This window comes from Humibacillus xanthopallidus, assembly GCF_006717145.1.
Lineage (GTDB): Bacteria > Actinomycetota > Actinomycetes > Actinomycetales > Dermatophilaceae > Humibacillus > Humibacillus xanthopallidus.
On record NZ_VFQF01000001.1, the window covers coordinates 1,725,118 to 1,747,926 of the forward strand.

The 22,809-nt window shown below is 71.0% G+C and carries 21 protein-coding genes; 10 read left to right on the forward strand and 11 right to left on the reverse strand.

Translation table 11 applies throughout. The features are described from left to right. Positions 1-38: 38 nt before the first annotated feature. Positions 39-845 (reverse strand): lysophospholipid acyltransferase family protein, encoded by an 807-nt coding sequence (locus tag FHX52_RS07645; RefSeq protein WP_141821330.1) that lies wholly within the window; start codon positions 843-845, stop codon positions 39-41. Positions 846-917: 72 nt separating this feature from the next. Between FHX52_RS07645 and FHX52_RS07650 the strand changes: the two genes are divergently transcribed. The 7 genes from FHX52_RS07650 (at position 918) to FHX52_RS07680 (ending at position 9,448) form a co-directional block, all read left to right on the forward strand. Next, a complete protein-coding gene (locus FHX52_RS07650; RefSeq protein WP_141821332.1) occupies positions 918-2,339 on the forward strand; it encodes a DUF2207 family protein in 1,422 nt (473 codons plus the stop codon). Further along, entirely contained in the window at positions 2,336-4,990 is a 2,655-nt protein-coding gene (valS, locus tag FHX52_RS07655; RefSeq protein WP_141821334.1) for a valine--tRNA ligase, read from the forward strand. The genes FHX52_RS07650 and valS overlap by 4 nt, the downstream gene beginning before the upstream one ends. Before the next feature lie 66 nt (positions 4,991-5,056). Beyond that, complete coding sequence (locus FHX52_RS07660) at positions 5,057-5,848, forward strand: DUF4129 domain-containing protein (protein WP_141821336.1); 792 nt, start codon at positions 5,057-5,059, stop codon at positions 5,846-5,848. After that, on the forward strand, positions 5,845-6,414 hold the full coding sequence (locus FHX52_RS07665) for a hypothetical protein (RefSeq protein ID WP_246069664.1): 570 nt from the start codon (positions 5,845-5,847) through the stop codon (positions 6,412-6,414). Before FHX52_RS07660 ends, FHX52_RS07665 begins: the two co-directional genes overlap by 4 nt. Before the next feature lie 3 nt (positions 6,415-6,417). Continuing rightward, on the forward strand, positions 6,418-7,542 hold the full coding sequence (locus FHX52_RS07670; RefSeq protein WP_141821338.1) for an AAA family ATPase: 1,125 nt from the start codon (positions 6,418-6,420) through the stop codon (positions 7,540-7,542). Continuing rightward, positions 7,539-8,852 carry a DUF58 domain-containing protein gene (locus tag FHX52_RS07675; protein WP_141821340.1) on the forward strand — a complete coding sequence of 438 codons (1,314 nt, stop codon included), beginning with the start codon at positions 7,539-7,541 and terminating at the stop codon, positions 8,850-8,852. Before FHX52_RS07670 ends, FHX52_RS07675 begins: the two co-directional genes overlap by 4 nt. Positions 8,853-8,965: 113 nt before the next feature. Beyond that, positions 8,966-9,448 (forward strand): hypothetical protein, encoded by a 483-nt coding sequence (locus tag FHX52_RS07680; RefSeq protein WP_246069665.1) that lies wholly within the window; start codon positions 8,966-8,968, stop codon positions 9,446-9,448. Between the two features lie 140 nt (positions 9,449-9,588). Here the strand turns inward: FHX52_RS07680 and FHX52_RS07685 are convergent, their stop codons facing one another. Continuing rightward, positions 9,589-11,427, reverse strand: coding sequence for a DUF6077 domain-containing protein (locus FHX52_RS07685; protein WP_141821344.1), 1,839 nt, complete (start codon positions 11,425-11,427; stop codon positions 9,589-9,591). A gap of 571 nt (positions 11,428-11,998) precedes the next feature. Here FHX52_RS07685 and FHX52_RS07690 point away from each other — a divergent pair. Together FHX52_RS07690 and FHX52_RS07695 are read left to right on the forward strand one after the other, a co-directional pair. Further along, entirely contained in the window at positions 11,999-12,637 is a 639-nt protein-coding gene (locus FHX52_RS07690; protein ID WP_246069666.1) for a TetR-like C-terminal domain-containing protein, read from the forward strand. 54 nt (positions 12,638-12,691) lie between these two features. Beyond that, complete coding sequence (locus FHX52_RS07695) at positions 12,692-14,245, forward strand: DHA2 family efflux MFS transporter permease subunit (RefSeq protein ID WP_141821348.1); 1,554 nt, start codon at positions 12,692-12,694, stop codon at positions 14,243-14,245. 295 nt (positions 14,246-14,540) lie between these two features. Here the strand turns inward: FHX52_RS07695 and FHX52_RS07700 are convergent, their stop codons facing one another. The 8 genes from FHX52_RS07700 to tig form a co-directional block, all read right to left on the reverse strand. After that, entirely contained in the window at positions 14,541-15,200 is a 660-nt protein-coding gene (locus tag FHX52_RS07700) for a hypothetical protein (protein WP_141821350.1), read from the reverse strand. 46 nt (positions 15,201-15,246) lie between these two features. Next, entirely contained in the window at positions 15,247-16,524 is a 1,278-nt protein-coding gene (gene clpX, locus FHX52_RS07705; RefSeq protein WP_141821352.1) for an ATP-dependent Clp protease ATP-binding subunit ClpX, read from the reverse strand. Positions 16,525-16,833: 309 nt separating this feature from the next. Continuing rightward, on the reverse strand, positions 16,834-17,763 hold the full coding sequence (locus FHX52_RS07710; protein WP_246069667.1) for a hypothetical protein: 930 nt from the start codon (positions 17,761-17,763) through the stop codon (positions 16,834-16,836). A gap of 188 nt (positions 17,764-17,951) precedes the next feature. Beyond that, a complete protein-coding gene (locus FHX52_RS07715; RefSeq protein WP_141821354.1) occupies positions 17,952-18,206 on the reverse strand; it encodes an acyl-CoA-binding protein in 255 nt (84 codons plus the stop codon). Between the two features lie 89 nt (positions 18,207-18,295). Next, positions 18,296-18,952 (reverse strand): ATP-dependent Clp protease proteolytic subunit, encoded by a 657-nt coding sequence (locus tag FHX52_RS07720; protein ID WP_141821356.1) that lies wholly within the window; start codon positions 18,950-18,952, stop codon positions 18,296-18,298. A gap of 33 nt (positions 18,953-18,985) precedes the next feature. Next, positions 18,986-19,588, reverse strand: coding sequence for an ATP-dependent Clp protease proteolytic subunit (locus FHX52_RS07725; RefSeq protein WP_141822102.1), 603 nt, complete (start codon positions 19,586-19,588; stop codon positions 18,986-18,988). A gap of 305 nt (positions 19,589-19,893) precedes the next feature. After that, positions 19,894-20,229: a hypothetical protein gene (locus tag FHX52_RS07730; RefSeq protein WP_141821357.1), complete on the reverse strand. Its 336-nt coding sequence runs from the start codon at positions 20,227-20,229 to the stop codon at positions 19,894-19,896. Between the two features lie 164 nt (positions 20,230-20,393). After that, positions 20,394-21,779 (reverse strand): trigger factor, encoded by a 1,386-nt coding sequence (gene tig, locus FHX52_RS07735; protein WP_141821359.1) that lies wholly within the window; start codon positions 21,777-21,779, stop codon positions 20,394-20,396. A gap of 137 nt (positions 21,780-21,916) precedes the next feature. On the opposite strand from tig, the gene FHX52_RS07740 reads away from it, so the two are divergent. After that, positions 21,917-22,444, forward strand: a complete 528-nt coding sequence (locus FHX52_RS07740; protein WP_141821361.1) for a hypothetical protein — start codon at positions 21,917-21,919, stop codon at positions 22,442-22,444. A 54-nt stretch (positions 22,445-22,498) separates the two neighbouring features. Here FHX52_RS07740 and FHX52_RS07745 read toward each other — a convergent pair whose 3' ends face one another. Beyond that, positions 22,499-22,795 carry a DUF2087 domain-containing protein gene (locus FHX52_RS07745; RefSeq protein WP_141821363.1) on the reverse strand — a complete coding sequence of 99 codons (297 nt, stop codon included), beginning with the start codon at positions 22,793-22,795 and terminating at the stop codon, positions 22,499-22,501. Positions 22,796-22,809 lie beyond the last annotated feature (14 nt).

The window sequence follows — 22,809 nt, forward strand, 5'->3', positions numbered from 1 at the left end:
GCCACCCCGAGCCCACGCCGACGTCACCGCGGCGCGGGTCAGCCCTTCGGGCCCGTCTTCTTGGCGGCGTCCTCGGCGGCCTTCTTCGCGCGCTCCTCCTTGCGCTTGCGGATGCGCTCGGCGGCCTCCTCGCGGTCGAGGCGGGTCGCCTCGGTGAGGGTGGGCGCGGTGCCGCCGAGGCTCGCGGGCAGGAACTTGAGGTCGGGGCCGGTCAGCGGCTCGTAGGCGGCGCGGGCGACGTCGAGCATCTCAGCCATGACCGCCTTGTAGCGGGCGGTCACCTCGTTGACGTCGGCGTCGGGCGCGACCGGGATCGGCTCCCCCACCGTCATGATGATCGGCACGTTGGTGCGCCCGAGCCGGCGCGGCATCCCCTTGGTCCAGACCCGCTGCGAGCCCCAGATGACGAGGGGAAGGATCGGCACACCGGCCTCGGCGGCCATCCGGGCCGCGCCGTTCTTGAAGTCCTTGAGCTCGAAGGAGCGCGAGATCGTCGCCTCGGGGAACACCCCGACGATCTCGCCGTCGCGCAGCGCACCCACCGCCGCGGCATACGACCCCGCGCCGGCGGCGCGGTCGACGGGGATGTGCTTCATCCCCCTCATGAGCGGGCCGCTCACGGGGTGGTGGAAGACGGTGTCCTTGGCCATGAAGCGCACGAGGCGACCGGACTTCTGGGCGGCTAGACCGGCATACGCAAAGTCGAAGTAGCCCGTGTGGTTGATGACCATCACGGCTCCCCCGTGCGTGGGCACGTTCTCATCGCCGAGGATCGTGAACTTCAGCCCCTGCGCCGCGAAGAGGACACGCGCGAAACCGATGACGGGGGTGTAGACGGGCTCCATGGGGACACTCTGCCCTGCGCCGCTACGCTTCGGCACGCCGATGCGCCGATCGGGGGCGCCGACGGACAGGGGATGACCATGGGCACGACCGTCGCAGTGACTCACGCCACGCTCGCGGCGGCCCTGCCGGGCAGCTGGTATGCCGCCTCGCCGGCTCTCGTCGACCGTGACACGTTCGTCGGGGCCGCGGTCCTCGGGCTGGTGCCGCTCGCGCTCGCCGGGCTCGTCGTCCTCGTCAAGTGGTGGCGCGGTCGGGACGAGATGTTCGACGCCGTCACGCCGGGCCTGCTGCCGGAGGACCCGGGCAGCGCCCCGCGGCACCGGGTGCGTGGCGGCGAGTGGTCCGGGGTCGTCGCGCCGGCCTTCGCACCGCCGCGCGACGTGCGCCCCGGCGTCGTCGGCACGGTGGTCGACGGCGTGGCCGACCCCCACGACGTGAGCGCGACGCTGCTCGACCTGGCGGTCCGTGGCTGGTTCCGCATCGTCGACCTGCGCGAGGCCGGCGACGACGGGGTGGCCCGGGACTGGGAGCTGCGCCGCGCCGACCCCGCCCCGACCGAGGACGTCACGGCGTTCGAGAGGCTCCTGCTCGACCGGATCTTCGAGGGGCGCGAGCAGGTGCGGCTCTCGGCGCTCAGGGGCGGCTTCGGCCTGACGATGCGCGAGGCCCAGATCGGCCTCTACCGCGAGGTCGTCGACCGCGGCTGGTACGCCCGTCACCCGAGGGCCCGCAACGGCCGGACCCGCCTGGCCGGGCTCGTCGTGCTCGTGCCGCTGACGCTCGTCGCAGCGGTTCTCGTCGTGGCGGGGCTCGCCGACGCGCACGACTGGTCGCTGACACCGGTGCTGGTGGGGCTCGTCGCCGCGCTCGTGGTCCTGGCCCGCTGGGGCGGCGCCCGCACGCCACGCACCGCCGAGGGCACGGCGCTGCGCATCCAGGCGCTCGGCTTCCGCGAGTACCTCGCGACCGCGGAGGCCGACCGGCTGCGGTTCGAGGAGAAGCGCGCACTGCTCAGCAGCTATCTGCCGTATGCCGTCGCCTTCGGTCTGACAGCGCACTTCGCCGCCCTGCTGCGCGACCTCGCGAAGGACATCCACTGGACCGACTACCTCGACGGGCTCGACTGGTACGACTTCGGCGGCTCCGGCCCGGACGGCGCCGACCTCTCGCTCGGCGACGCCCTCGGCGACATCGGCGACGCGTCGAGCTGGCTCAACGACCCGGGTGACCTCCTCGACGGCGTCGACGGCTTCACCGACGCGGCAGACGGCCTCTTCTCCTGGGACGGCATCCCCGGGTGGGGCGACGGGTGCGACGTCCCGGGCTGCGACCTGCCTGGCTGCGACCTTCCGGGTGCGACCTGCCGGGGTGCGACTTCTGACGTCAGGGCCGGGCGGCACCGACCCCGCCGTGGGCGCCTGACGACGGAGACGGCATACGGCGTAAAGGCGGTCGAGGGCACCCCGAGGGTCATGGAAGGATTGGGCGCATGACTGACGCACCTGACACCACGACCTCGCGGATCCCCGAGCGGCCCACGCTCGACGGCCTCGAGGAGAAGTGGATGCAGGTATGGGCGCAGGAGGGCACCTACTCCTTCGACCGCGAGAAGGCGCTGTCGCTCCCCCGCGAGCAGGTCTTCGCCATCGACACCCCGCCGCCCACGGCGAGCGGCAGCCTGCACGTCGGCCACGTCTTCTCCTACACGCACACCGACTGCATGGCGCGCTACAAGCGGATGCAGGGCCTCGAGGTCTTCTACCCCATCGGCTGGGACGACAACGGCCTGCCGACCGAGCGCCGCGTGCAGAACTACTACGGCGTGCGCGGCGACGCGAGCCTGCCCTACGAGGAGGGCTTCACGCCGCCCTTCGAGGAGGGGGTCGACGCGAACGGCAAGGCGATCAAGCCGGCCGACCAGCGCCCGATCAGCCGCAAGAACTTCATCGAGCTGTGCGACATCCTCACCGTCAAGGACGAGGTGACCTTCGAGTCGCTCTTCCGCCGCCTCGGCTTCAGCCTCGACTGGGACATCACCTACCGCACCATCGACGAGCGCTCGCGCGCCGTGGCGCAGCAGGCCTTCCTGCGCAACCTCGAGCGCGGCGAGGCCTACCAGAGCGAGGCCCCGGGCCTGTGGGACGTGACCTTCCAGACGGCCGTCGCCCAGGCCGAGCTCGAGGCGCGTGACTACCCCGGCGCCTACCACCGCGTCGCGTTCCACCGCCCCGACGGCCAACCGGTCCACATCGAGACGACCCGCCCCGAGCTCATCCCGTCGGTCGTCGCGCTCATCGCCCACCCCGAAGACGAGCGCTACCAGCCGCTCTTCGGCACGACAGTCACCTCGCCGCTCTTCGGTGTCGAGGTGCCCGTGCTCGCCCACCGCGCGGCCGAGATGGACAAGGGCGCCGGCATCGCGATGTGCTGTACCTTCGGTGACCTCACCGACGTCCTGTGGTGGCGCGAGCTGCAGCTGCCGATGCGCTCGCTCATGACCCGCAACGGCCGCCTGCAGGCCGAGACCCCCGACTGGATCGCCGGCGGCCCCGGTGAGCAGCTGTATGCCGCCTCGCTGGCGACGAAGACGACGTTCACCGCGCGTGAGGCCGTGGTCGCGGCACTGCGCGAGTCGGGTGACCTCGACGGCGAGCCGGTCAAGACCCAGCGCAAGGCGAACTTCTACGAGAAGGGCGACAAGCCCCTCGAGATCGTCACCTCCCGCCAGTGGTACATCCGCAACGGCGGCCGGGACGAGGCGCTGCGCGGCAAGCTCGTCGGCATGGGCGACGAGGTCGACTTCCATCCGGCCTTCATGCGCTCGCGCTACAAGAACTGGGTCGAGGGCCTCAACGGCGACTGGCTCATCTCGCGGCAGCGCTTCTTCGGCGTGCCCTTCCCGGTCTGGTACCCCGTCGACGCCGACGGCCAGCCGGACCACGACCACCCGATCGTCGCGCCGGAGTCGGCCCTGCCCGTCGACCCGCAGATCGACGTGCCAGAAGGCTACGAGGAGTCGCAGCGCGGCCAGGTCGGCGGCTTCGTGGCCGACCCCGACATCATGGACACGTGGGCGACGTCGTCGCTGACACCGCAGATCGCCGCGGGCTGGCCGGTGCGCGACGGCGAGGGGCTCGGCTCCGACGAGGCGCTCTTCTCCTCGCTCTTCCCCTACGACCTGCGCCCGCAGGCGCACGACATCATCCGCACGTGGCTCTTCGCCACCGTGACGCGGTCCTACCTCGAGCACGGCGTCGCGCCGTGGCGGCACGCGGCCATCAGCGGCTGGATCCTCGACCCGGACCGCAAGAAGATGAGCAAGTCCAAGGGCAACGCCGAGACGCCCGAGGACGTCGTCAAGGCCAACGGCGCCGACGCGGTGCGCTACTGGGCGGCCTCGGGACGCCTCGGCACCGACGCCGCCTACGACACCGGCCAGATGAAGGTCGGCCGCCGACTCGCCATCAAGGTGCTCAACGCGAGCAAGTTCGCGTTGGGCTTCGGCGACGTCGACGGTGACCTGCGTTCGGCCGTGACGCATCCGCTCGACCTCGCGATGCTCGCCACCCTCGGTGACGTCGTCGACAAGGCGACGGCCGGGTTCGAGTCGTGGGACTACACGAAGTCCCTCGAGGTGACCGAGACCTTCTTCTGGTCCTTCTGCGACGACTACCTCGAGCTCGTCAAGGACCGTGCCTACGGCGGGCAGGGCGACGAGGCCGCCGCGAGCGCCCGGGCCGCCCTTCGCCTCGCGCTCGAGACGCTGCTGCGCCTGCTCGCGCCGTTCATCCCCTATGCGACCGAAGAGGTCTGGTCGTGGTTCGGCACGGGGTCGGTGCACCGCCAGAGCTGGCCGACCCGGTCCGAGCTGCCCACCGGCGGTGACGCCCTGCTGCTCGACTCGGTCGGTGCCGCCCTTGCGGGCGTGCGCAAGGTGAAGTCGGAGGCCAAGGTCGGCATGCGCGCCGAGGTGCGCACGATGACGCTCGTCGCACCGGAGGCGGCCCTCGCGCACGTGCGGGCGGCCGAGAGCGACCTGCGCGCCAGCGGCCGCATCTCCGAGCTGTCGTATGCCGTCGGCGACCACGTCGAGGTCCGTGACGCCGAGCTCGTCCCGGTGGAGAAGCAGCCCTCGAAGGCCTGAGCGCCCTTGCAGCCAGTTGGCCGGGCTGCCCCCGCTGCGGGGTGGCCCGGCAATAGGCTGGAACGCATGTCGAGGCGAGGGGTGATGGTCGCCGTCGCGTGCGGGCTCGTCGTGATGGCAGGCCTCGTCGTGGCGGCTGTGGCTCGCCCGGTGGCGCTGCTCGCGCGTCCCGAGGCCGCCGCGCCCGCTGCGCCGATCCCGTCGGTGCCCCAGAGCCTGCTGCCCACCTCGCCGCCGCGGTCGAGCTCGGGCCAGGGCGAGTTCACCCCGTCGGACCCGTCGCCCTTCCTCGTGGCCCTCGTGCAGATCATGCTCGTGCTGACGGCGGCCATCGTCCTCGCGGTGCTCGTGCGCATCCTCATGTCGCTGTGGCGCCGGCCGCGGATCACCCTGCACGAGGACCCGAGCTTCGAGATCCCCGACGTGCCGGTGGAGCTGCTGCGCACGGCCGAGCAACGGGTCACCCTGCTGCGCACCGGCGCTCCCCGCAACGCCATCGTGGCGGCGTGGCTCGACCTCGAGACGTCCGTCGCCGCCACAGGCCTGCCCCGCGACCCCGCCGAGACCTCGACGGAGTTCACCGAGCGGGTCATCGGCACGTGGGAGGTCGACCGGCTCCGGCTCGGCGACCTCGCCGCCCTCTACCGTGAGGCCCGCTTCTCTGTGCACGAGCTGGGCGAGTCGCACCGGGAGCGGGCCCTGCTCGACCTCGAGACCCTCCACGCGGACCTCACCCGGGTCGCCGAGGGGGCCCGGATGGCAAGGGCAGCCACCGACGGTTCGGCAGGTCCGGGTGCGCCGGGCCCGGGCGCCCCTGACGCCCCGGACGCACCCGGCAACCGCGGCGGCGCAACGTGAGCCAGCCGGACGGCATACCGGCGACGGCTGCTCCTGCGACGCGGAGCTGGCGCGAGGTGGCGCGGTCGCTGCGGCCGTGGAAGCGGCGGCTCATCGGGCTGCTCGTGACGTGGGTGGTCATCGCCGGGGTGACGGTGGCCTTCGGCACCTCCCCCAACGTGCCGGTACTGCTCGCCGTGCTCGCCGCGCTCGCGATGCTGCTGTGGCACGTCGTCGACCACGCCGAGGCGCACCACCTGACGGCCTGGCCGCTCGTCGACGGCGAGCTCGGCGGGCAGGGCCGCGGCAACGACTTCCGGGTGACCAACCTCGCGGGCCGGCTGGCTGCCGCGAACGTCGCGAAGGAGGGGCGCGAGGCTCTCGTCCACGACCTGCACGTGCAGCTGCAGGTGCTCATCCGCGAGCGCCTCTATGCCAAGCACGGGCTCGTCGCCGAGGAGGAGCCGCGCTGGTCGGAGGGCGTCACGCCGCCCGAGCTCTGGCAGCTGCTCGTCGGCCTGCCGCCGCCCGACCTCTACCGGCCCGACCGGCTCGACCCCTTGCTGACCAGACTCGAGAAGTGGTGACTGATGAGTGAACCCCTGGGTGACCCTGTGAGCGAGAGCGTGAGCGAGACCGTGAGCGAGACCGTGAGCGGCACGCCGCCGACGATCGGCATCGCCCGCACGAGCGAGCTCGCGGGCCGGGTGCTCGACGAGGTCGACCGAGCCGTTGTCGGCAAGCGGGAGGCCCTGACGCTCGTGCTCGCGGGGGTCCTCGCGGGCGGGCACGTGCTCATGGAGGACTTCCCGGGGCTCGGCAAGACGCTCGCCGCGCGCAGCTTCGCGCAGGCGCTCGGTCTCGACTTCAAGCGGGCCCAGTTCACCCCCGACCTGCTGCCCGGAGACATCACCGGGTCGTTCATCTTCGACCAGCGCACGGGCGACTTCGAGTTCCGTGCCGGGCCGCTCTTCACCGGGCTGCTGCTCGCCGACGAGATCAACCGCACGCCCCCGAAGACGCAGGCGGCGCTGCTCGAGGCGATGCAGGAGAAGCAGGTCACCGTCGAGGGCCGCACGTTCCAGCTGCCGCGCCCCTTCCACGTCCTCGCGACCGCGAATCCCGTTGAGTACGAAGGCACCTACCCGCTACCGGAGGCGCAGCTCGACCGCTTCCTCATGCGCGTCTCGTTCGGCTACCCGTCGCTCGACGAGGAGTGGCAGATCCTCGCGAACCGGATGGCTCGCCAGCAGGAGGAGCAGGTGCTCGACGCCGTCGTCACACCCGCCGAGCTGCTCGCGATGCAGGCCGCCATCGAGGCCACGGTCGTCGACGAGTCCGTCGGCCGCTACTGCGTGGCACTGACGGCGGCGACCCGCACCCACGGCGACGTGCTCATGGGCGCCTCGCCTCGTGGCGCGCTCGGTCTGCTGCTCTGCGCCCGGGCGTATGCCGTCGTCGACGGCCGCGACTACGTGACCCCCGAGGACGTCAAGGCCGTCGCCCACGCCGTGCTGGCCCACCGCATCACCGTCAAGCCCGAGCTGTGGATGAGCAACGTCAGCGGTGCCGGTGTCGTGGCGAGCATCCTGCGCACCGTCGACACACCGTCGGCTCGCGAGGCGACGCCGGGGTCGGGGCCGGGGTCGGGGCCGGGGTCGGCGCCGGGGTCGGGGGCCGGCTTCCGACCGGGCGGAGAGCGGCATACCCCATGAGCAGCCGGCGGATGCGCGCGACGGCGTCGCGGACCCTCGGGGTTTGGGAGACGACGGCTGCGCACCAGCGGGCCATCGCCCTGGCCGGGCTCGGCGCCGTCCTCGCCGCGCTCGGCCGGCGGCCCGACCTGCTCGTCATCGCCGCTCCGCTCGCCGTGGCCGCGGTGTGGGGTCAGCTGGCGCGCCCGCGCGTGACGGTCGAGGCGACGGCACGGCTCACCGACGTCACGCTGCGTGAAGGGCAGGCCGTGGCGCTGCACGTCGTCACCGAGCCCGTGGTCCCCGACGTGCACGGCGTCGTGACGCTCGCGCAGGTGCCCTTCGTCGACCGCCAGCCCGGCAGCGGCATCGCCCTGCTCGACGACGGCGCAGCCACGCTCGGCGTGCGCAGCACCCGGTGGGGGCGCCGGCGGGTCGGCACCGTGTCGGTGACGCTGACGAGCGCGTGGGGCGCCTTCCGGGTCGGGCCCGAGGAGCTGCCCGACCTCGACACCGCGACGCTCCCGGTGCCGGCGGCGTTCGACGCGAGCGCCCCGACCCCGCACCCGCGCGGGATCGTGGGCCTCAACCGGTCCAACCGCCCCGGCTCGGGCAGTGAGTTCAACACGATCCGGGCCTTCCATCCCGGCGACCGGCTGCGCCGGATCAGCTGGCCGGTCTCGCTGCGCACGGGCACGCTGCACGTCACCTCGACCTTCAGCGACGAGGACGCGCACGTCATGCTCCTCGTCGACGCCTTCAGCGACCTGGGCCCGCGAGAAGGCATCGACGGGCGGCCCACGAGCCTCGACGTCACCGTGCGGGCGGCGGGCGCGATGAGCGAGCACTTCCTGCGCAGCAACGACCGGCTGACGCTGCGCACGGTCGGCGCTGCCGAGGTGCCGATGCTCGGCACCGGCTCCGGCACCAACCACCTGCGGCGGGTCCTCGACACGCTCGCCCTCATCACGCCCGCCAGCGAACGCCGTGATACCGGCGAGCACGCCCTGCGCGGGGTCGACCCCAACGCGCTGTGCCTCGTGCTGTCGCCGCTCATCGACCAGACGATGGTGGGGCTCGCGCACACCCTGGCGGCGCGAGGCATGACGGTCGTCGTCGTCGACACCTTCCCCGAGCACCTCGTCGCCGGCACCGGCGACGTCTACCAGGCCCTCGCCTGGCGGATGCGACTGCTCTCGCGCGAGGCCCAGGTGAGCAGCCTGCGCCTGCGCGGAGTGCCGGTCGTGCCCTGGCGCGGCCCCGGCTCGCTCGACCAGGTGCTGCGCGACATCGCCCGTCGCGCCTCGGCCCCACGGCTGTCGAGGCGATGAACATGTCGTCACCCCCGGTCGTCCCTCCGTCTTCCCCGGTCGCACCGCCGCCGCACCGCCGCCGCACCCTGCGCTTCGGAACCGGACCCGAGTGGTCCTTCGCTCAGCTCGGGATGACGGCCGTGGCAACCTCCGGGGTCGTGGTCTACCTCGGCGCCCTGCACCGCGCGGTCGGCGGCTTCGACGGCGTCTGGTGGCTGCTCGCCCTTGTCCCCCTCGTGCTCATGCCGTGGCCGGGGTCGGCTGCGCCGCTGGCCCTCTGGGCGGTGCTGCTCACGGGCTGGTTCGTGCTCACTCCCGAGGGCACCTTCTCGTGGTGGGCCCTGCCGGCAGCCGCGGGGGCCGTCGCCGCGCACGCCGCGCACGCCTTGTCCGCGACCTCCCCGCCCGCCGGGTCGTTCACCCGAGTCACGGTGCGGCGATGGCTCCGGCACTGCGTCGTCGCCCTCTCGGCTGCCTGCGCCGTCGTCGTCGCCGTCGCCTCGCTCTCCAGCCGGGACCTGACGATCGGAGCGGTCGGCCTCGTCGTGGGACTTCTCGGGGTGGCCGCCGGGCTCGCCTGGGTGCGCACGAGCCCTCCGTCCTCAGCGGACTGAGCGGCCGCCAGGCCCTGGCTGCTCGCGCAGGCAACGCGACGGTCCCGACGCGCTCGGCCCGGAGGGCGAGGTGCCGGGGCGGACGGTGTCACGGGTCCTGCGCCGCCACCACGTGCTGTCCGTGCGTGACTGCGACCCGATCACACGGAGCGACGGAAGCAGACGAGCGTTCCCGCGGCGGCGACGGCGTGAAAGCCGACCGCTTCCAGCGCTGCCACTGCCGGGGCCCGGGACGCGCGTACGCAGGCGGTGTCGACGCTGAGCCGATCCAGCTGCTGACGGAGCTTCTCGTGGTCGGCCTCGGTCCGCCCGTCGGCAAAGGACTGGAGGTCACGCCGGTCGGCCACCAGCGAGCCGGGGAGGGACTCGTACTCGTGCAGGTAGAAGGACCGGGCCGACACCGGGTGCACGTCGACCGACATGTCGGCGACGACCCGCGTCGTGTCCCAGGGGGCGAGCAGGACGTCGCCAGGACGCGACACCCGTAGCGCCATCCGGGCCGACGCCTCTGCGCCGACCGGCACCTTCCACGCCGTCGGCGCCGACCACCGCGCACCGTTCTCGTTCGGGCCGATCCATCGCCCGCCGACGAGCGGCATCAGGCCGACGACGAGGGCGGTGGATGCGGCGACGAGTGCCCGCGCCCGGCCGTGGACAAGACCAGCGGCGACGCCAGTCAGTGCGCCGACGAGAAGCGGCACCGGGACGACCCACCACATCCGCCAGAGGACCGGGCCAACTCCGCCGGCCTGGGTCAGGAAATGGGTGACCGGTGGTAGCAGGATCAGGCTCGTGGCAAGGGTCGTGGAGACGACCACCGCGCGGGCGGCGAGAGATCGCATGCCCAGCCAGCCCAGGCACACCGCGAGATAGGTCGCCACCATGAGCCCCTTGGCACCCGGAACGGCGGTGATCGGGTTCAGGAACGCTGACGGGTCGGCCGCCGCACCGGTCTCCCCTGCGACGGTCGGATCAGCGCCGGGCGTGGCCAGCAGGGCCATGATGACCCCGCACACCAGCGGGTAGGCGAGGACCGCGACGACCGCCGCCGCGCGTCGCCACTGACCCAGCAGGAGGGCGGCGAGCACGACACCGCCGAGCAGCACGGGAAGGAGGAAGACGGCGGTGTTGCTCGCTCCCACGGCCGCCACGACAGCCAGCCCCAGGGCGAGGCCGCGCCTCCAGCCCCCGCGCCGGAGGAACTCGATGGCAACGGCAGTGACGAGGGGCAGCACCAGCGTGGCGAGCACGCTCTTGCCCTGCCACATCCGGGGTGCGAAGAAGTTGCCGAAGGACGCGCCCGAGCCGCCGGACGTGAGCAGGTAGAGCACGGCTGCTGACAACGCGAACGCGCTGAAGGGGATGCGGCACACCGAGACGAGCCAGGTCAGGGCCAGCACGGCGGCGACCGTGAGGACCGGCGCCGCCACCACATAGGTGATCGCGGCCCCGGACTGGCCGGTGAGGTAGCCGATGGCGCCGAAGAGGCCCTCGATGCTGTGAATGGGCGGGTCGTGTCCCGTGATCGCGGGGAGGACCTCGTCACTCAGCATGGTGTCGCGCCGAGGGAAGTCGCCCCGGTCGGAAACCCACTGCGCGAGGTTGACGAAGTAGGCGTCGTCACCGTCAGGCTTCGCGGTCAACGCACTGAGCGCGCCGCAGGCGAGCGCCCACAGCCAGCCGGTCACCCACAGCACGGGCTCCGCCGAGCGGTGCTGCGGCCCGACGAGACGAACCCGGTAACGAGCGGCGATGGCGAGCGCCGCCCAGGCTGCGCTGCCGCACGCGAAGAGGCTGATGGCGATGGCCTGGTGACCGAGCAAGCCGGCCCCGATGGCCAGCACCGCCACCACCGCAGCGGCCACCAGCTGCCACCGCGACTCGGGACGCATCCGTTCCGTGGGCGAGCCCTTCCAGAACGTTCGCACCACGACAAACGACAGGGTCGCGGTGAGGGCCAGCGCGGCTGTCGCTGTCACTGGCACTTGGAGATCGGCGAACAGGGCCACCTGATAGACCAGTGTCCAGCTGGCCAGGGCGACCAGACCCACGAGCAACGCGGACTGGGTCCAGCGCTCGAGCCACCCGAGACGAGCCGTCCAGCCCGACGGCGGCGCAGACCTGGTCGTATCGCCACCCGTAGTGGCGATGGTGGTGGGGGCGGTCACCGGGCCCCCACGCCCGCAGAAGCAAGCGCGAACGCGGTCTTCGAGCAGGACGCGATGAGGGCGCTCGTCAGGCGGAACTCGCCGGCGGCGTGACTGGACATAGTGGCTGTTCCTCGGGATGGGCGACGGCACATGGTAGCGGCAACGGACCCCAGTGCATCAGCTGCGCAAGCCTGCCCAGGACGCAACTCGGGTCCAGCTCGGGTCCACCTCGGCCCAGCTCGGGCCCGGGCCGGGAGCACGACGTCGGCCGGGTACACGGCCCGATGCCCCGCCAACGCGTCCGGCGTTTGCATTCGGTCGCGCACCGACTTACGCTGCGCATGAAACGAAACAGTTTCGTTTCATCGAGGCCATATCGGGAGTGAGTATGGGGGTGAGCATGAGCTCAGGAACGGCGAGCACGACGGAGCCGAGTCATGCGAGCCGTCCGCGCGTCGCGGGCGACCGCGAGCAGGAGCTCCTCGAGGCAGCGATCGCCGTCCTGCGCGAAGTCGGCTACGACCGGCTCACCTTCGACGCGGTCGCTGCTGCGGCCCGCGCGTCCAAGGCCACGCTCTACCGCAAGTGGCCGCACAAGAGCGAGCTCGTCATCGACGCGCTCGCCCTCTTCATGGGCTGCCCCGCCGAGGAGGACCCCGACACGGGTTCGCTCCGCGGCGATCTCATCGCCCAGGCCTGTGCCGTCGGGGGTCTCGACGACGAGGTCGTCATGCAGACGTGGAGCGCCCTGCTCCCCGTCATCCACCGCGAGCCCGAGATGGCGCGCGGCATCCACGAGCGGTTCGTCGCTCCCAAGCTCGGGGCCGCGCGAGCGGTGTTCGAGAACGCCCAGCGCCGGGGTGAGGTCGGCGCCGACGCCGACCTCGACACCCTCGCCATGATCCTCCCGGCCCTGTCGATCCACGAGACCTTGCTCTCGGGACGACGGCCGGGGCCAGACCGCATTGCCGTCTTCGTGGACACCGTCGTCCTGCCGGCCTGCGCCGCCACCACCACCGACGCCGCCAGCCACCGCTGAGCAGTCCGTGACGGGGCGACCCACCGCACCAGCACGCCTTCGAGAGGAACACCCATGTCTTCGTCTTCGCCCTCGGTCGACGAGGTGATCGACCCGTCAGAGGAGTTCAGCTCCCACGACGCGCCGCCCAAGCGGCTCGGTCTCGCGCTCTTCGTCATCTGCGCCGCCCAGCTCATGATCGTGCTCGACGGCACCATCGTGAACATCGCGCTGCCCCACATCGAGCAGGACCTCGGCTTCAGCCAGGCCAACCTGCAGTGGGTCATCACCATCTACACCCTCGCCTTCGGTGGCGTCCTGCTCCTCGGCGGACGCCTCGGTGACCTCTACGGCCGCCGACGGATGTTCGTCTGGGGCGTGGCGCTCTTCACGCTCGCCTCGCTCGTCGCGGGCATCGCCCAGACCGAGTCGCAGATGCTCATCGCCCGCGCGGTCCAGGGCCTCGGCGGCGCGCTCGCTGCCCCGAACGCCCTCGCGCTCATCACGACGACGTTCCCGGCCGGCAAGGAGCGCAACAAGGCGATGGGTGTCTTCGCCGCCATGTCCGGCGCCGGAGCGGCCATCGGCCTCATCCTCGGTGGCGCCCTCACCGAGATCGACTGGCGCTGGAACTTCTTCATCAACCTGCCGATCGGCATCCTCGTCGCGTTCTTCGCGCAGCGGATCCTCACCGAGTCCGAGGACGGTCGCGGCTCGCTCGACATCCCCGGCGCGATCACCTCGATCGCCGGTCTGTCGTCGCTCGTCTACGGTCTGACCCACGCGGCCAGCACCTCATGGAGCGACCCCACGACGGTCACCTACCTCGCCGTGGGTGCGGCACTGCTCATCGCCTTCGTCGTCATCGAGACGCGGGTCGCCCACCCCCTCCTGCCGATGCGCATCCCCGGCGACCGCACGCGTGGCACCTCGTACTTCGTCATGCTCATCGTCGGCGCCGGCATGTTCGCGATGTTCTACTTCCTCGGCATCTACATCCAGACGATCCTCGGCTACTCCGCGCTGACGACGGGCCTCGCCTTCCTGCCCTTCTCGGTCGGCATCGTCGTGGCCGCCCAGGTCGCCTCGCGCCTCATCTCCCGCGTCGACCCGCGCTGGATCTCCGGCGCCGGCGCCGGCTTCGCCACGCTCGGCATGTGGGGCTTCACCCACCTGACCCCGCAGAGCACGTATGCGTCGGGCCTGCTGCCGTGGATCATCATCCTCGCCTTCGGGCTGGGTCTCATCTTCGTGCCGCTCACGCTGACCGCGGTCCACGGTGTGGCGCACGAGGACAGCTCGGTCGCCTCGGCGGTGCTCAACACGATGCAGCAGGTCGGTGGCACCCTCGGGCTCGCGACGCTGAGCACGATCTTCGTCAACAACCTCAACGACAAGGTCGCCGAGCTGACGGCGAAGGTGCCCCAGGGCGGTCCGGCTCCGACCCAGGAGCAGCTCGCAGCGGCGCAGAAGATGATCGCCGACGAGGCGTTCACCTACGGCGCGAGCAAGGCCTACCTCGTGGCGGCGATCATGATCGCGGTCGGCGGAATCATCACGCTGGTCTTCCTCAACGTCAAGCACCAGGAGCTCGCACACGACGGGGCAGCCCCGGCCCACATGGGCTGACCGAGAGCCCTCCCCCGGCCCCACCGATTCGAGGTGATCCCGAGACCCACCTGGGTCCCGGGATCACCTCGAATCGCACTCCCCTCCGGCCCGATCGAGGTGATCGCGAGACCCACCTGGGTCCCGGGATCACCTCGATCCATGTCCGGGCACGCCCTGGTTCGAGGTGATCTCGACACGGACGTCCGGCGCGGCATCACCTCGAATCACACTCTCCTCTTGCCCGATCGAGGTGATCGCGACAGCAACCCCCCGGCCGGCATCACCTCGAAACCAGGTCGTGGTGGGCTAGTGGTCACGAGTCGGAGTCGACGGCGGCCCAGACGACGGCCCAGGGCACGTCCCAGCCGGCCAGCCGGAGTCGACGGTCGACGAAGGCCTGTCTGGGCAGGTCGACCACCCGACCGATCGACGGCTCGTAGACGTCGAGGTCCTGGTCAGCCGTGGGTGGCATGACGAGCAGGACGTGGCGCGGCAGCCGGGGGTTGCCGATGTAGAGCAGCGCGGGACGTCCGTCGCGCACCCGGGCCAGCAGGGCGGCATACGCCCGCTCGAGGCCGGCGCGGCCACGATGGCGCAGCCAGGTGACCTCGTAGGCGGCGCCGGGCGCGGCGGCCCCGAACTCGATCTCATGGCGAGCGCCCCACGGCGGGGTGCCGAGCGCGCGAGGCCAGGGCAGCTGGAGGGAGCCCCCGGCGCCGACGAGCCCGTTGGTGCGGCCCGCCACGACCTGCTCGTAGGCGGCGAAGCGCTGCCGGGCGGTCCCGGCGTCAGGCACGAAGGCACGCGACATGACGTCGTCACGCGCGCCTTTCGGTATGCCGTCGCGGATCCATGCGGCGAAGGCCGGGTTGACGAGCATGCGGGCCACGGTCAGCGACGCGGACCCACACGTCGTGCTCGACTGCTGCACCGGCGCGTAGTCGCCTGCGACGAGCCGGAAGGGCGCAGCCACGCCTCAGCCTCCGTTCACGCGCACGAGGCGCGAGCGGCCTTCAGGGTCAGGCGGATTCCTTGCGCTGACGCTTGGCACGCGGCTCGACCTCACGGCGCACGATCGTGGGGTTGACGTTGTCGAGCACGACCTCGCGGGTCACGACCACGCGGGCGATGCCGTCGTCGCTCGGCACGTCGAACATCACGGGGAGCAGCACCTCCTCCATGATCGCGCGCAGCCCACGGGCGCCGGTGCCGCGCAGCAGTGCCTGGTCGGCGACGGCCTCGATGGCGTCGTCGGTGAACTCGAGCTCGACGCCGTCGATCTCGAACATCTTCTGGTACTGCTTGACGAGAGCGTTGCGCGGCGCTGTGAGGATGTTGACGAGCGCCTGCTGGTCGAGCGGCGAGAGGGTCGTGAGGACGGGCAGCCGGCCGATGAACTCAGGGATGAGGCCGAACTTCAGCAGGTCCTCGGGCATGACGTCTTGGAAGCTGTCGCCGAGGTCCTTGGGGTTGTGCAGCGGCTGGCCGAAGCCGAGCCCCTTGCGGCCCGAGCGCGACTCGATGATCTTCTCGAGGCCGGCGAACGCGCCGCCGACGATGAAGAGCACGTTCGTCGTGTCGATCTGGATGAACTCCTGGTGCGGGTGCTTGCGCCCGCCCTGGGGCGGCACCGATGCGGTCGTGCCCTCGAGGATCTTGAGCAGGGCCTGCTGCACGCCCTCGCCGGAGACGTCGCGGGTGATCGACGGGTTCTCGCTCTTGCGGGCGATCTTGTCGACCTCGTCGATGTAGATGATGCCCGTCTCGGCCTTCTTGACGTCGTAGTCGGCGGCCTGGATGAGCTTGAGGAGGATGTTCTCGACGTCCTCGCCGACGTAGCCGGCCTCGGTCAGGGCCGTCGCGTCGGCGATGGCGAAGGGGACGTTGAGCATCTTGGCGAGCGTCTGCGCGAGGTAGGTCTTGCCCGAGCCCGTGGGGCCGATGAGCAGGATGTTGGACTTCGCGATGTCGACGTGCTCGTCGTCGCGCTTCGGGCCCTCACCGGCCTGGATGCGCTTGTAGTGGTTGTAGACGGCGACGGCGAGGGACTTCTTCGCGGTGTCCTGGCCGACGACGTAGTTCTGGAGGAAGTCGAAGATCTCGCGGGGCTTGGGCAGGTGGTCGAGGCCCAGCTCGCTGCTCTCGGCGAGCTCCTCCTCGATGATCTCGTTGCAGAGGTCGATGCACTCGTCGCAGATGTAGACCCCCGGACCGGCGATCAGCTTCTTGACCTGCTTCTGGCTCTTCCCGCAGAAAGAGCACTTGAGGAGGTCTCCGCCTTCTCCGATGCGTGCCACCGATTCGCTCCTGGTCCGTCGGCGCCGAACGTGGGGGTTCGCTCGGCAGACCCCACCCCGGGGCCGACTCCTATTAGACGACGGACGGGGCCACCCTCGCTCGCGCAACGCCGTTTGTCCGCTGATGGCGGACAAACGACGCCCCTGTGACTAGAACCAGGTTCCAGCGAATAACCGCAGGTCACAGGGCTGCGCGGGGCGCCGAGCGGCGGCTCACACCTCCAGCCACGGCTGGATTGTTGCGGGCCCGGGGCCGCCTCGCCCGCATCGATCCGGCCACGGCGGGGTCGTCGTGAGCAGGGCGACCGTTCACCCTGACGCTGGGTCGTGCACGTCCTCCGGCAGGCTGGTGAAATGCCGCCGCCACTCGTCGTCGACGGGAGGTACGGCCATGCCCCGCTGGCGCATCGCGGCGCGGATCCGGTGCAGGGTCGCCGCCGGCGTGCGGTGGAGGTCCGTGGCGATGACCACGACGATGCGCCAGTCGTTGCCGTCGAGCCACTCGCGTCGGCCGAGGTCCGAGCCCCACTGGGTCGTCGAGTCCGCATGCTGGCGGCCGTCGTACTCGACGACGAGACCCGCCTTGGGATAGCTGAGGTCGAAGCGGAACCTGACCTGCCCGTCGGGCCAACGGATCTTGTGGTTGACGACGGGCTCCGGCAGGCCCGACAGGACCATGAGCATCCGCAGCCGCGTCTCCATCGCCGAGTCGACGTCGGCGCGGACCAGCCGAGCAGCCCTGCGGGCCAGTCGACTTCCTGGCCCCCGGTGAGCCGACGCGGCCTCGACGAGCATCTCGACGGTCACCCGCTTGCGACGCACGAGGGAGTCTCCGAGGACGACGAGATCGACGAGGCAGAGCACCGCAGCGAGGTCGAGGAAGGTCTGGATCGGGGTCGTCACGGGCAGCCGGCGCCAGACCGTCGTCGCCTTGCTCGGCCCGAACCGGTGCGATCGGATGCCCTCGACCTGCGCCCGTCGGCTCGGGCAGGCGAGGTGCACGATACCGTCGTCGGGCACGATGCCGCCCCACAGCCGCGCCGCACTGTGGTGCGAGACCGTTGCGTCAGGAACGACGAGGAGCGCTGCGCTCGCCAGCAGCACCGGCGTCAGTTCCGCCGCCCGGTCGACGTACACGTCGTGAAAGAGTCGACGGAAGGACGCCGTGCGCAGGCGCCAGTCCGTCACACCTGCTGGTCGCTGCCCCCGACGGAAGGGCGCGGACTCGTCTGCCGCCATGTCCCGATCCTGCCGGGACGCCGCCGACGCTCCCGATCCCCATCCACAGGGCCCACCTGGTCAGCGCCGCGGCGGGATCGTTGCGGCCGGATCGGCACCTGCGCCGCCGGCAGCCGTCCATGGCGGGATCGTTGCGGTCCCGCACTCCCCTCCGCCGCAACCATCCAGCCGTGGCGGGACGGCTGAGGTCAGGACGACGTGAGGTCGCGCACGATCGCGACGTACTGCTCCTCGGCGGCCTCCGGTGCGGTGCCGGACACCGTCGCCCAGGCGTCGTACTTCGCCCGCCCGACGGGGTTCATCATCCCCGGTCGGGAGCCGGAGACGTCGCCCTCGCTCGCCTGCTTGTAGAGCGCGTAGAGACGCAGCTTGACGTCGTTGCCGGGGTCGCGGGTCAGGCCCTTGACGCTCTCGACGGCGGACTCGAACTCAGCACTGGCCATGCGTCCCAACATAGCCGTATGCCGTGGGGCCGGGTCGAGACGACCGGGGCCCCACGGCATACGTGGGCTTCTGTAGTGCCGGCGTCAGCTCACTGCTCGAGCGAGGCCTTGCGCGAGGCGAGCACCTCGTCGATGAGGCCGTACTCCTTGGCTGCCTCGGACGAGAGGATCTTGTCGCGCTCGATGTCGCTGCGGACCTGCTCCGAGGTGCGCCCCGTGTGGTGGGCCATGGTGTCCTCGAGCCAGGTGCGCATGCGCAGCACCTCGTTGGCCTGGATCTCGATGTCGGAGGCCTGCCCGTAGTCACCGCCGGAGAGCGCCGGCTGGTGGATGAGGATGCGGGCGTTCGGCAGGGCGAAGCGCTTGCCCGGCGCGCCGGCGCCGAGGAGCACCGCCGCGGCCGAAGCCGCCTGGCCGATGACGAAGGTCTGGATGTCGGGCCGGACGAACTGCATCGTGTCGTAGATCGCCGTCATGGCGGTGAACGAGCCACCCGGGCTGTTGATGTACATGAGGATGTCGCGGTCGGGATCGAGCGACTCCAGCACGAGCAGCTGGGCGATGATGTCGTCGGCCGACGCGTCGTCGACCTGCACGCCGAGGAAGATGATGCGGTCCTCGAAGAGCTTGTTGTAGGGGTCGGACCGCTTCATGCCGTAGGAGGTGCGCTCCTCGAACTGCGGCAGGATGTAGCGGCTCGACGGCTGGGCCACGTCGCCGAGGCGCGCGGTGGGGTTGATCATCATGGGTATCTCCAAGTCCTCTTCAGGCCCGCGGGGTCAGTTCTCGGCCTTGGCGTCGGCCTGGCCGACGCTCTTGCCCTCGACCGCCTGGTCGGAGCGGCTGAAGACGTGGTCGACGAAGCCGTACTCCTTGGCCTCCTCCGCGCTGAACCAGCGGTCGCGGTCGGAGTCCTTCTCGATCTGGTCGACGGTCTGCCCCGTGTGCTGGGCGATGAGCTCGGCCATCTGCTTCTTGACGTAGAGCATCTGCTCGGCCTGGATCTTGATGTCGGTGGCCGTGCCGCCGATGCCGCCCGAGGGCTGGTGCATCATGACGCGGGCGTGGGGCGTGGCGTAGCGCTTGCCCTTCGTGCCGGCCGAGAGGAGGAACTGTCCCATCGAGGCGGCCATGCCCATCGCGACGGTGGCGACGTCGTTGGGGATCCAGTTCATCGTGTCGAAGATGGCCATGCCGGCGGAGATCGAGCCGCCGGGGCTGTTGATGTAGAGCCAGATGTCCTTCTCGGGGTCCTCGGCCGAGAGCAGCAGCAGCTGCGCCGCGATGGCGTTCGCGTTGTCGTCGCGCACGTCGGACCCGAGGAAGATGATCCGCTCCTTGAGCAGGCGGTTGTAGATGTGGTCGTCCAGACCACCCGGCATGCCGTTGCCGTTGGCGGAGGTCTCCGAAATCACCGTGTCTCCATCGTTCGAAGTGGTCCAGTCGCGCGGGCCCACCCGAGGGTGGAGCGGTCGCCGGCTGGCTCGTCACTGACCCTAACGCCCGAGGTGGGGACCAGATTTCCCGAACCGCACCGTGTTCGCCCTGAGCGCACAAACCTGAGCGGTGGACGCGCAACACTGCGCCCCACGACGTGACAGACCCCGCCGACGTATGCCGTCCGGCGAGGTCCGTGGGGGCATGACCCCCGTGCGTGTGGGCGGGGGCTGCCGACTACTGGGCGAGACTACTGGGCGAGCCCGTTGTCCTGACCGGAGTCGCCGGCGTCGGACGACGTGCCGTCAGCCTCACCGACGTCGGCGGCGTCGGCGGAGCCGGCGGAGCCTGCGGAGTCGGCGGCCTGGTCGAAGGAGCCGTTGCCGCGGGCCTCGTCGAGGGCACGGTCGCGCGGCTCGTCGAGGGCGTTGCTGCCGTCGAGGTTGCCGCGCTCGGCGTCGTCGCCCGAGGCGCCCTCGGCCGTGCTGCCGCCGCCGGGGTTCACCAGGTTGCCCGATGCGTCGGGGTCGGTGCTGTTGAGGTCGGAGTCCGCCATGGCGGCGCCCGACTCGTCGATGGTGCTCATCTCTGACTCCCTCGTCACGGTGCGTGCCGCCGCGATGGCGACTGACTGAGCCGTACCCGCGCCGCACCCACCCGGAACAGCCGGCCGGTCCGGGTAGGTGCCGGGCACGCGTGAGGCCGGCTCCCGAGCGGGAGCCGGCCTCACGGCATACGTCGTGGGAGGCGTCAGGCCTTGGCGGCAGCCTCGGTCTCGTCGGCGTCAGTGTCGACGTCGTCGGCGGCGTCGACCTCGACGACCTCGACGGACTCCTCGGTGACGACCTCGATGTCCTCGTCACCCTCGGTGCCGGGGACGGCCTCGTTGAGGTCGATGACGTTGCCCGCGGTGTCCTTGACGGCGACCTTCTCGAGCACCGACGCGAGCGCCTTGCGGCGAGCGACCTCGGCGACCATGGCGGGGATCTGGCCCTCCTGGTCGAGCGACTGCGCGAACTGGTTGGGGTCCATGCCGTACTGCTGAGAGCTCATGACGAGGAACTCGATGAGCTCCTCCTGCTGGACCTGCACCTGCTCCTTCTCGGCGAGGGCGTCGAGCAGCAGCTGGGTCTTGAGTCCCTTGCGGGTGCTCTCGTCGACCTCGGCGCGGTGCTCGTCGTCCTCGAGACGACCCTCGCCCTCGAGGTGGCTGTGCACCTCGGCGGAGACGATGCTCTCGGGGATCGGCACCTCGACCTTGTCGAGGATGGCCTCGAGCAGCTGGTCGCGGGCAGCGACACCCTGGGCGAACTTCGCGTCGATCTCGGCCTTGGTCGTGAGGTCGGCCTTGAGCTCCTCGAGCGTGTCGAACTCCGAGGCCAGCTGGGCGAACTCGTCGTCGAGCTCGGGCAGCTCGCGCTCCTTGACCGCGGTGACGGTCACGGTGCACACGGCCTCCTGGCCCTCGCGGTCGCCACCGGCGAGCGGGGCGGTGAAGGTCTTGGTCTCGTCGGCGGACATGCCGAGGAGAGCCTCGTCGAGACCGTCGAGCATGTTCTTGGAGCCGACCTCGTAGGAGACGCCGGTCACCTCGTCGATGTTCTCGCCCTCGATCTCGGCGGCGAGGTCGATCGAGACGAAGTCGCCGTCCTGGACCGCGCGCTCGACGCCCTTGAGGGTGCCGAAGCGAGCCCGGAGGTCATCGAGGCGCTGCTGCACGGCCTCGTCCTCGACCTTGGCCTCGTCGACCGTGATCTCGAGGTCGGAGAAGTCGGGCAGGTCGATCTCGGGGCGGGTGTCGACCTCGGCGGTGAAGGTGAGGTCGTCACCGTCGGCGACGGGAACCGTGAGGTCGGTGATCTCGGGCTGGCCGAGCGGGCGCACCGAGTTCTCCTCGATGGCCTGGCCGTAGAACGTCGGCAGGGCGTTGTTGACGGCCTCCTCGAGCACGGCGGCGCGACCGACGCGCTGCTCGATGATGCGGGCCGGGATCTTGCCCTTGCGGAAGCCGGGCACCTGGATGTGCTCACCGATGTGCTTGATGGCCGCGTCGAGGCTCGGCTTGAGCTCCTCGTACGGGACCTCGACGGTCATCTTGACCCGGGTCGGGCTGAGGGTCTCGAGCGCACTCTTCACTGCGGGGTACTCCTGGGATGGTGCCGACGATGTCGTCGACGGTGAACGGACGGGCCAGCGCACCATGCTATAGGGCAGGGAGCCGATGGCTAAATGCGCGGATCGGCCACGGGTTCCGATCACCTAGGCTCGAGGCCATGAGCGAGTCGCCGGTCCCGTCGCCCAGCCCCTTCGGCTCCCCGACGCAGGCCGCGCTCCGGCCGGTGCAGATGGTCAGCGCGATGGTCGGTATGGGCGCTCTCATGCTGTCGGCCGTGCGGATCATCGTCGAGCCCGCCGCTCCGATGCCCTCGGCGCTCGCCATCGCGATCGTGCTCGTCGCACTGATCGGGTCCGCGCTGCTCATCCGCCGCGTCGGCTACTCCGTGCCAGCCCTGCCCCACCGCCTGCCCCGCGAGAACGCCGAGGCGACGAGCCTGCGCTTCTTCACCTCGACGACGATCCTGCGCACCGCTCTCGCCGAGGCGCCGGTGCTCGTGGCCTTCGCGGTGTCGTTCGCCTTCACGCCGCACAGCTGGCTCACGCTGCTCATCGCGCTGCCCGGCGGTCTGGCTCTCTTCTGGATCCACGCCTGGCCCTCGCCGCGCACCGCCGCTGCGCTGGAGGAGAGCCTCGAGGCCGACGGCGCCGAGAGCTACCTCAGCGAGGTGCTCGGCTTCCGCTGAGCACCTCTCGCCGGGGTGGTCACCGGGTGGTCACGAGGGTGGTCAAGGCGGTGGTCAGGAGACGGTGCCGCCGCTGCGCCAGTACTGCCCGTCGGCGCGGTCGAGGAAGCCCTCCTCGACGAGGTAGCGGCGCAGGGCCGCCACATCGGGGTGGAAGGCGCGGAGCCGGTTGTTGACCTCGGTCTCGGTGAACTTCGCACCCGGCTCGAACTCCTGCGACAGGCGGTCGAGCACGACGAGCCGCTTGCGGATCTTGGTCGGGATGGCTGTGAGGCTCCCGTCGGCGGCGAAGAACGACCGGATCACGGCGTCCTTGTCGCGGAGGGCGTCCTGCAGGTCTGGTCGGAACATGGTCCCCACGGTAG

Coding starts and splice junctions, on each gene's coding strand:
- FHX52_RS07645 (WP_141821330.1), bottom strand. CDS start 845: ATGGAGCCCGTCTACACCCCCGTCATCGGTTTCGCGCGTGTCCTCTTC.
- FHX52_RS07650 (WP_141821332.1), top strand. CDS start 918: ATGACCATGGGCACGACCGTCGCAGTGACTCACGCCACGCTCGCGGCG.
- valS (WP_141821334.1), top strand. CDS start 2,336: ATGACTGACGCACCTGACACCACGACCTCGCGGATCCCCGAGCGGCCC.
- FHX52_RS07660 (WP_141821336.1), top strand. CDS start 5,057: ATGTCGAGGCGAGGGGTGATGGTCGCCGTCGCGTGCGGGCTCGTCGTG.
- FHX52_RS07670 (WP_141821338.1), top strand. CDS start 6,418: ATGAGTGAACCCCTGGGTGACCCTGTGAGCGAGAGCGTGAGCGAGACC.
- FHX52_RS07675 (WP_141821340.1), top strand. CDS start 7,539: ATGAGCAGCCGGCGGATGCGCGCGACGGCGTCGCGGACCCTCGGGGTT.
- FHX52_RS07680 (WP_246069665.1), top strand. CDS start 8,966: ATGACGGCCGTGGCAACCTCCGGGGTCGTGGTCTACCTCGGCGCCCTG.
- FHX52_RS07690 (WP_246069666.1), top strand. CDS start 11,999: ATGAGCTCAGGAACGGCGAGCACGACGGAGCCGAGTCATGCGAGCCGT.
- FHX52_RS07695 (WP_141821348.1), top strand. CDS start 12,692: ATGTCTTCGTCTTCGCCCTCGGTCGACGAGGTGATCGACCCGTCAGAG.
- FHX52_RS07710 (WP_246069667.1), bottom strand. CDS start 17,763: ATGGCGGCAGACGAGTCCGCGCCCTTCCGTCGGGGGCAGCGACCAGCA.
- FHX52_RS07715 (WP_141821354.1), bottom strand. CDS start 18,206: ATGGCCAGTGCTGAGTTCGAGTCCGCCGTCGAGAGCGTCAAGGGCCTG.
- FHX52_RS07720 (WP_141821356.1), bottom strand. CDS start 18,952: ATGATGATCAACCCCACCGCGCGCCTCGGCGACGTGGCCCAGCCGTCG.
- FHX52_RS07725 (WP_141822102.1), bottom strand. CDS start 19,588: ATGCCGGGTGGTCTGGACGACCACATCTACAACCGCCTGCTCAAGGAG.
- FHX52_RS07730 (WP_141821357.1), bottom strand. CDS start 20,229: ATGAGCACCATCGACGAGTCGGGCGCCGCCATGGCGGACTCCGACCTC.
- FHX52_RS07740 (WP_141821361.1), top strand. CDS start 21,917: ATGAGCGAGTCGCCGGTCCCGTCGCCCAGCCCCTTCGGCTCCCCGACG.
- FHX52_RS07745 (WP_141821363.1), bottom strand. CDS start 22,795: ATGTTCCGACCAGACCTGCAGGACGCCCTCCGCGACAAGGACGCCGTG.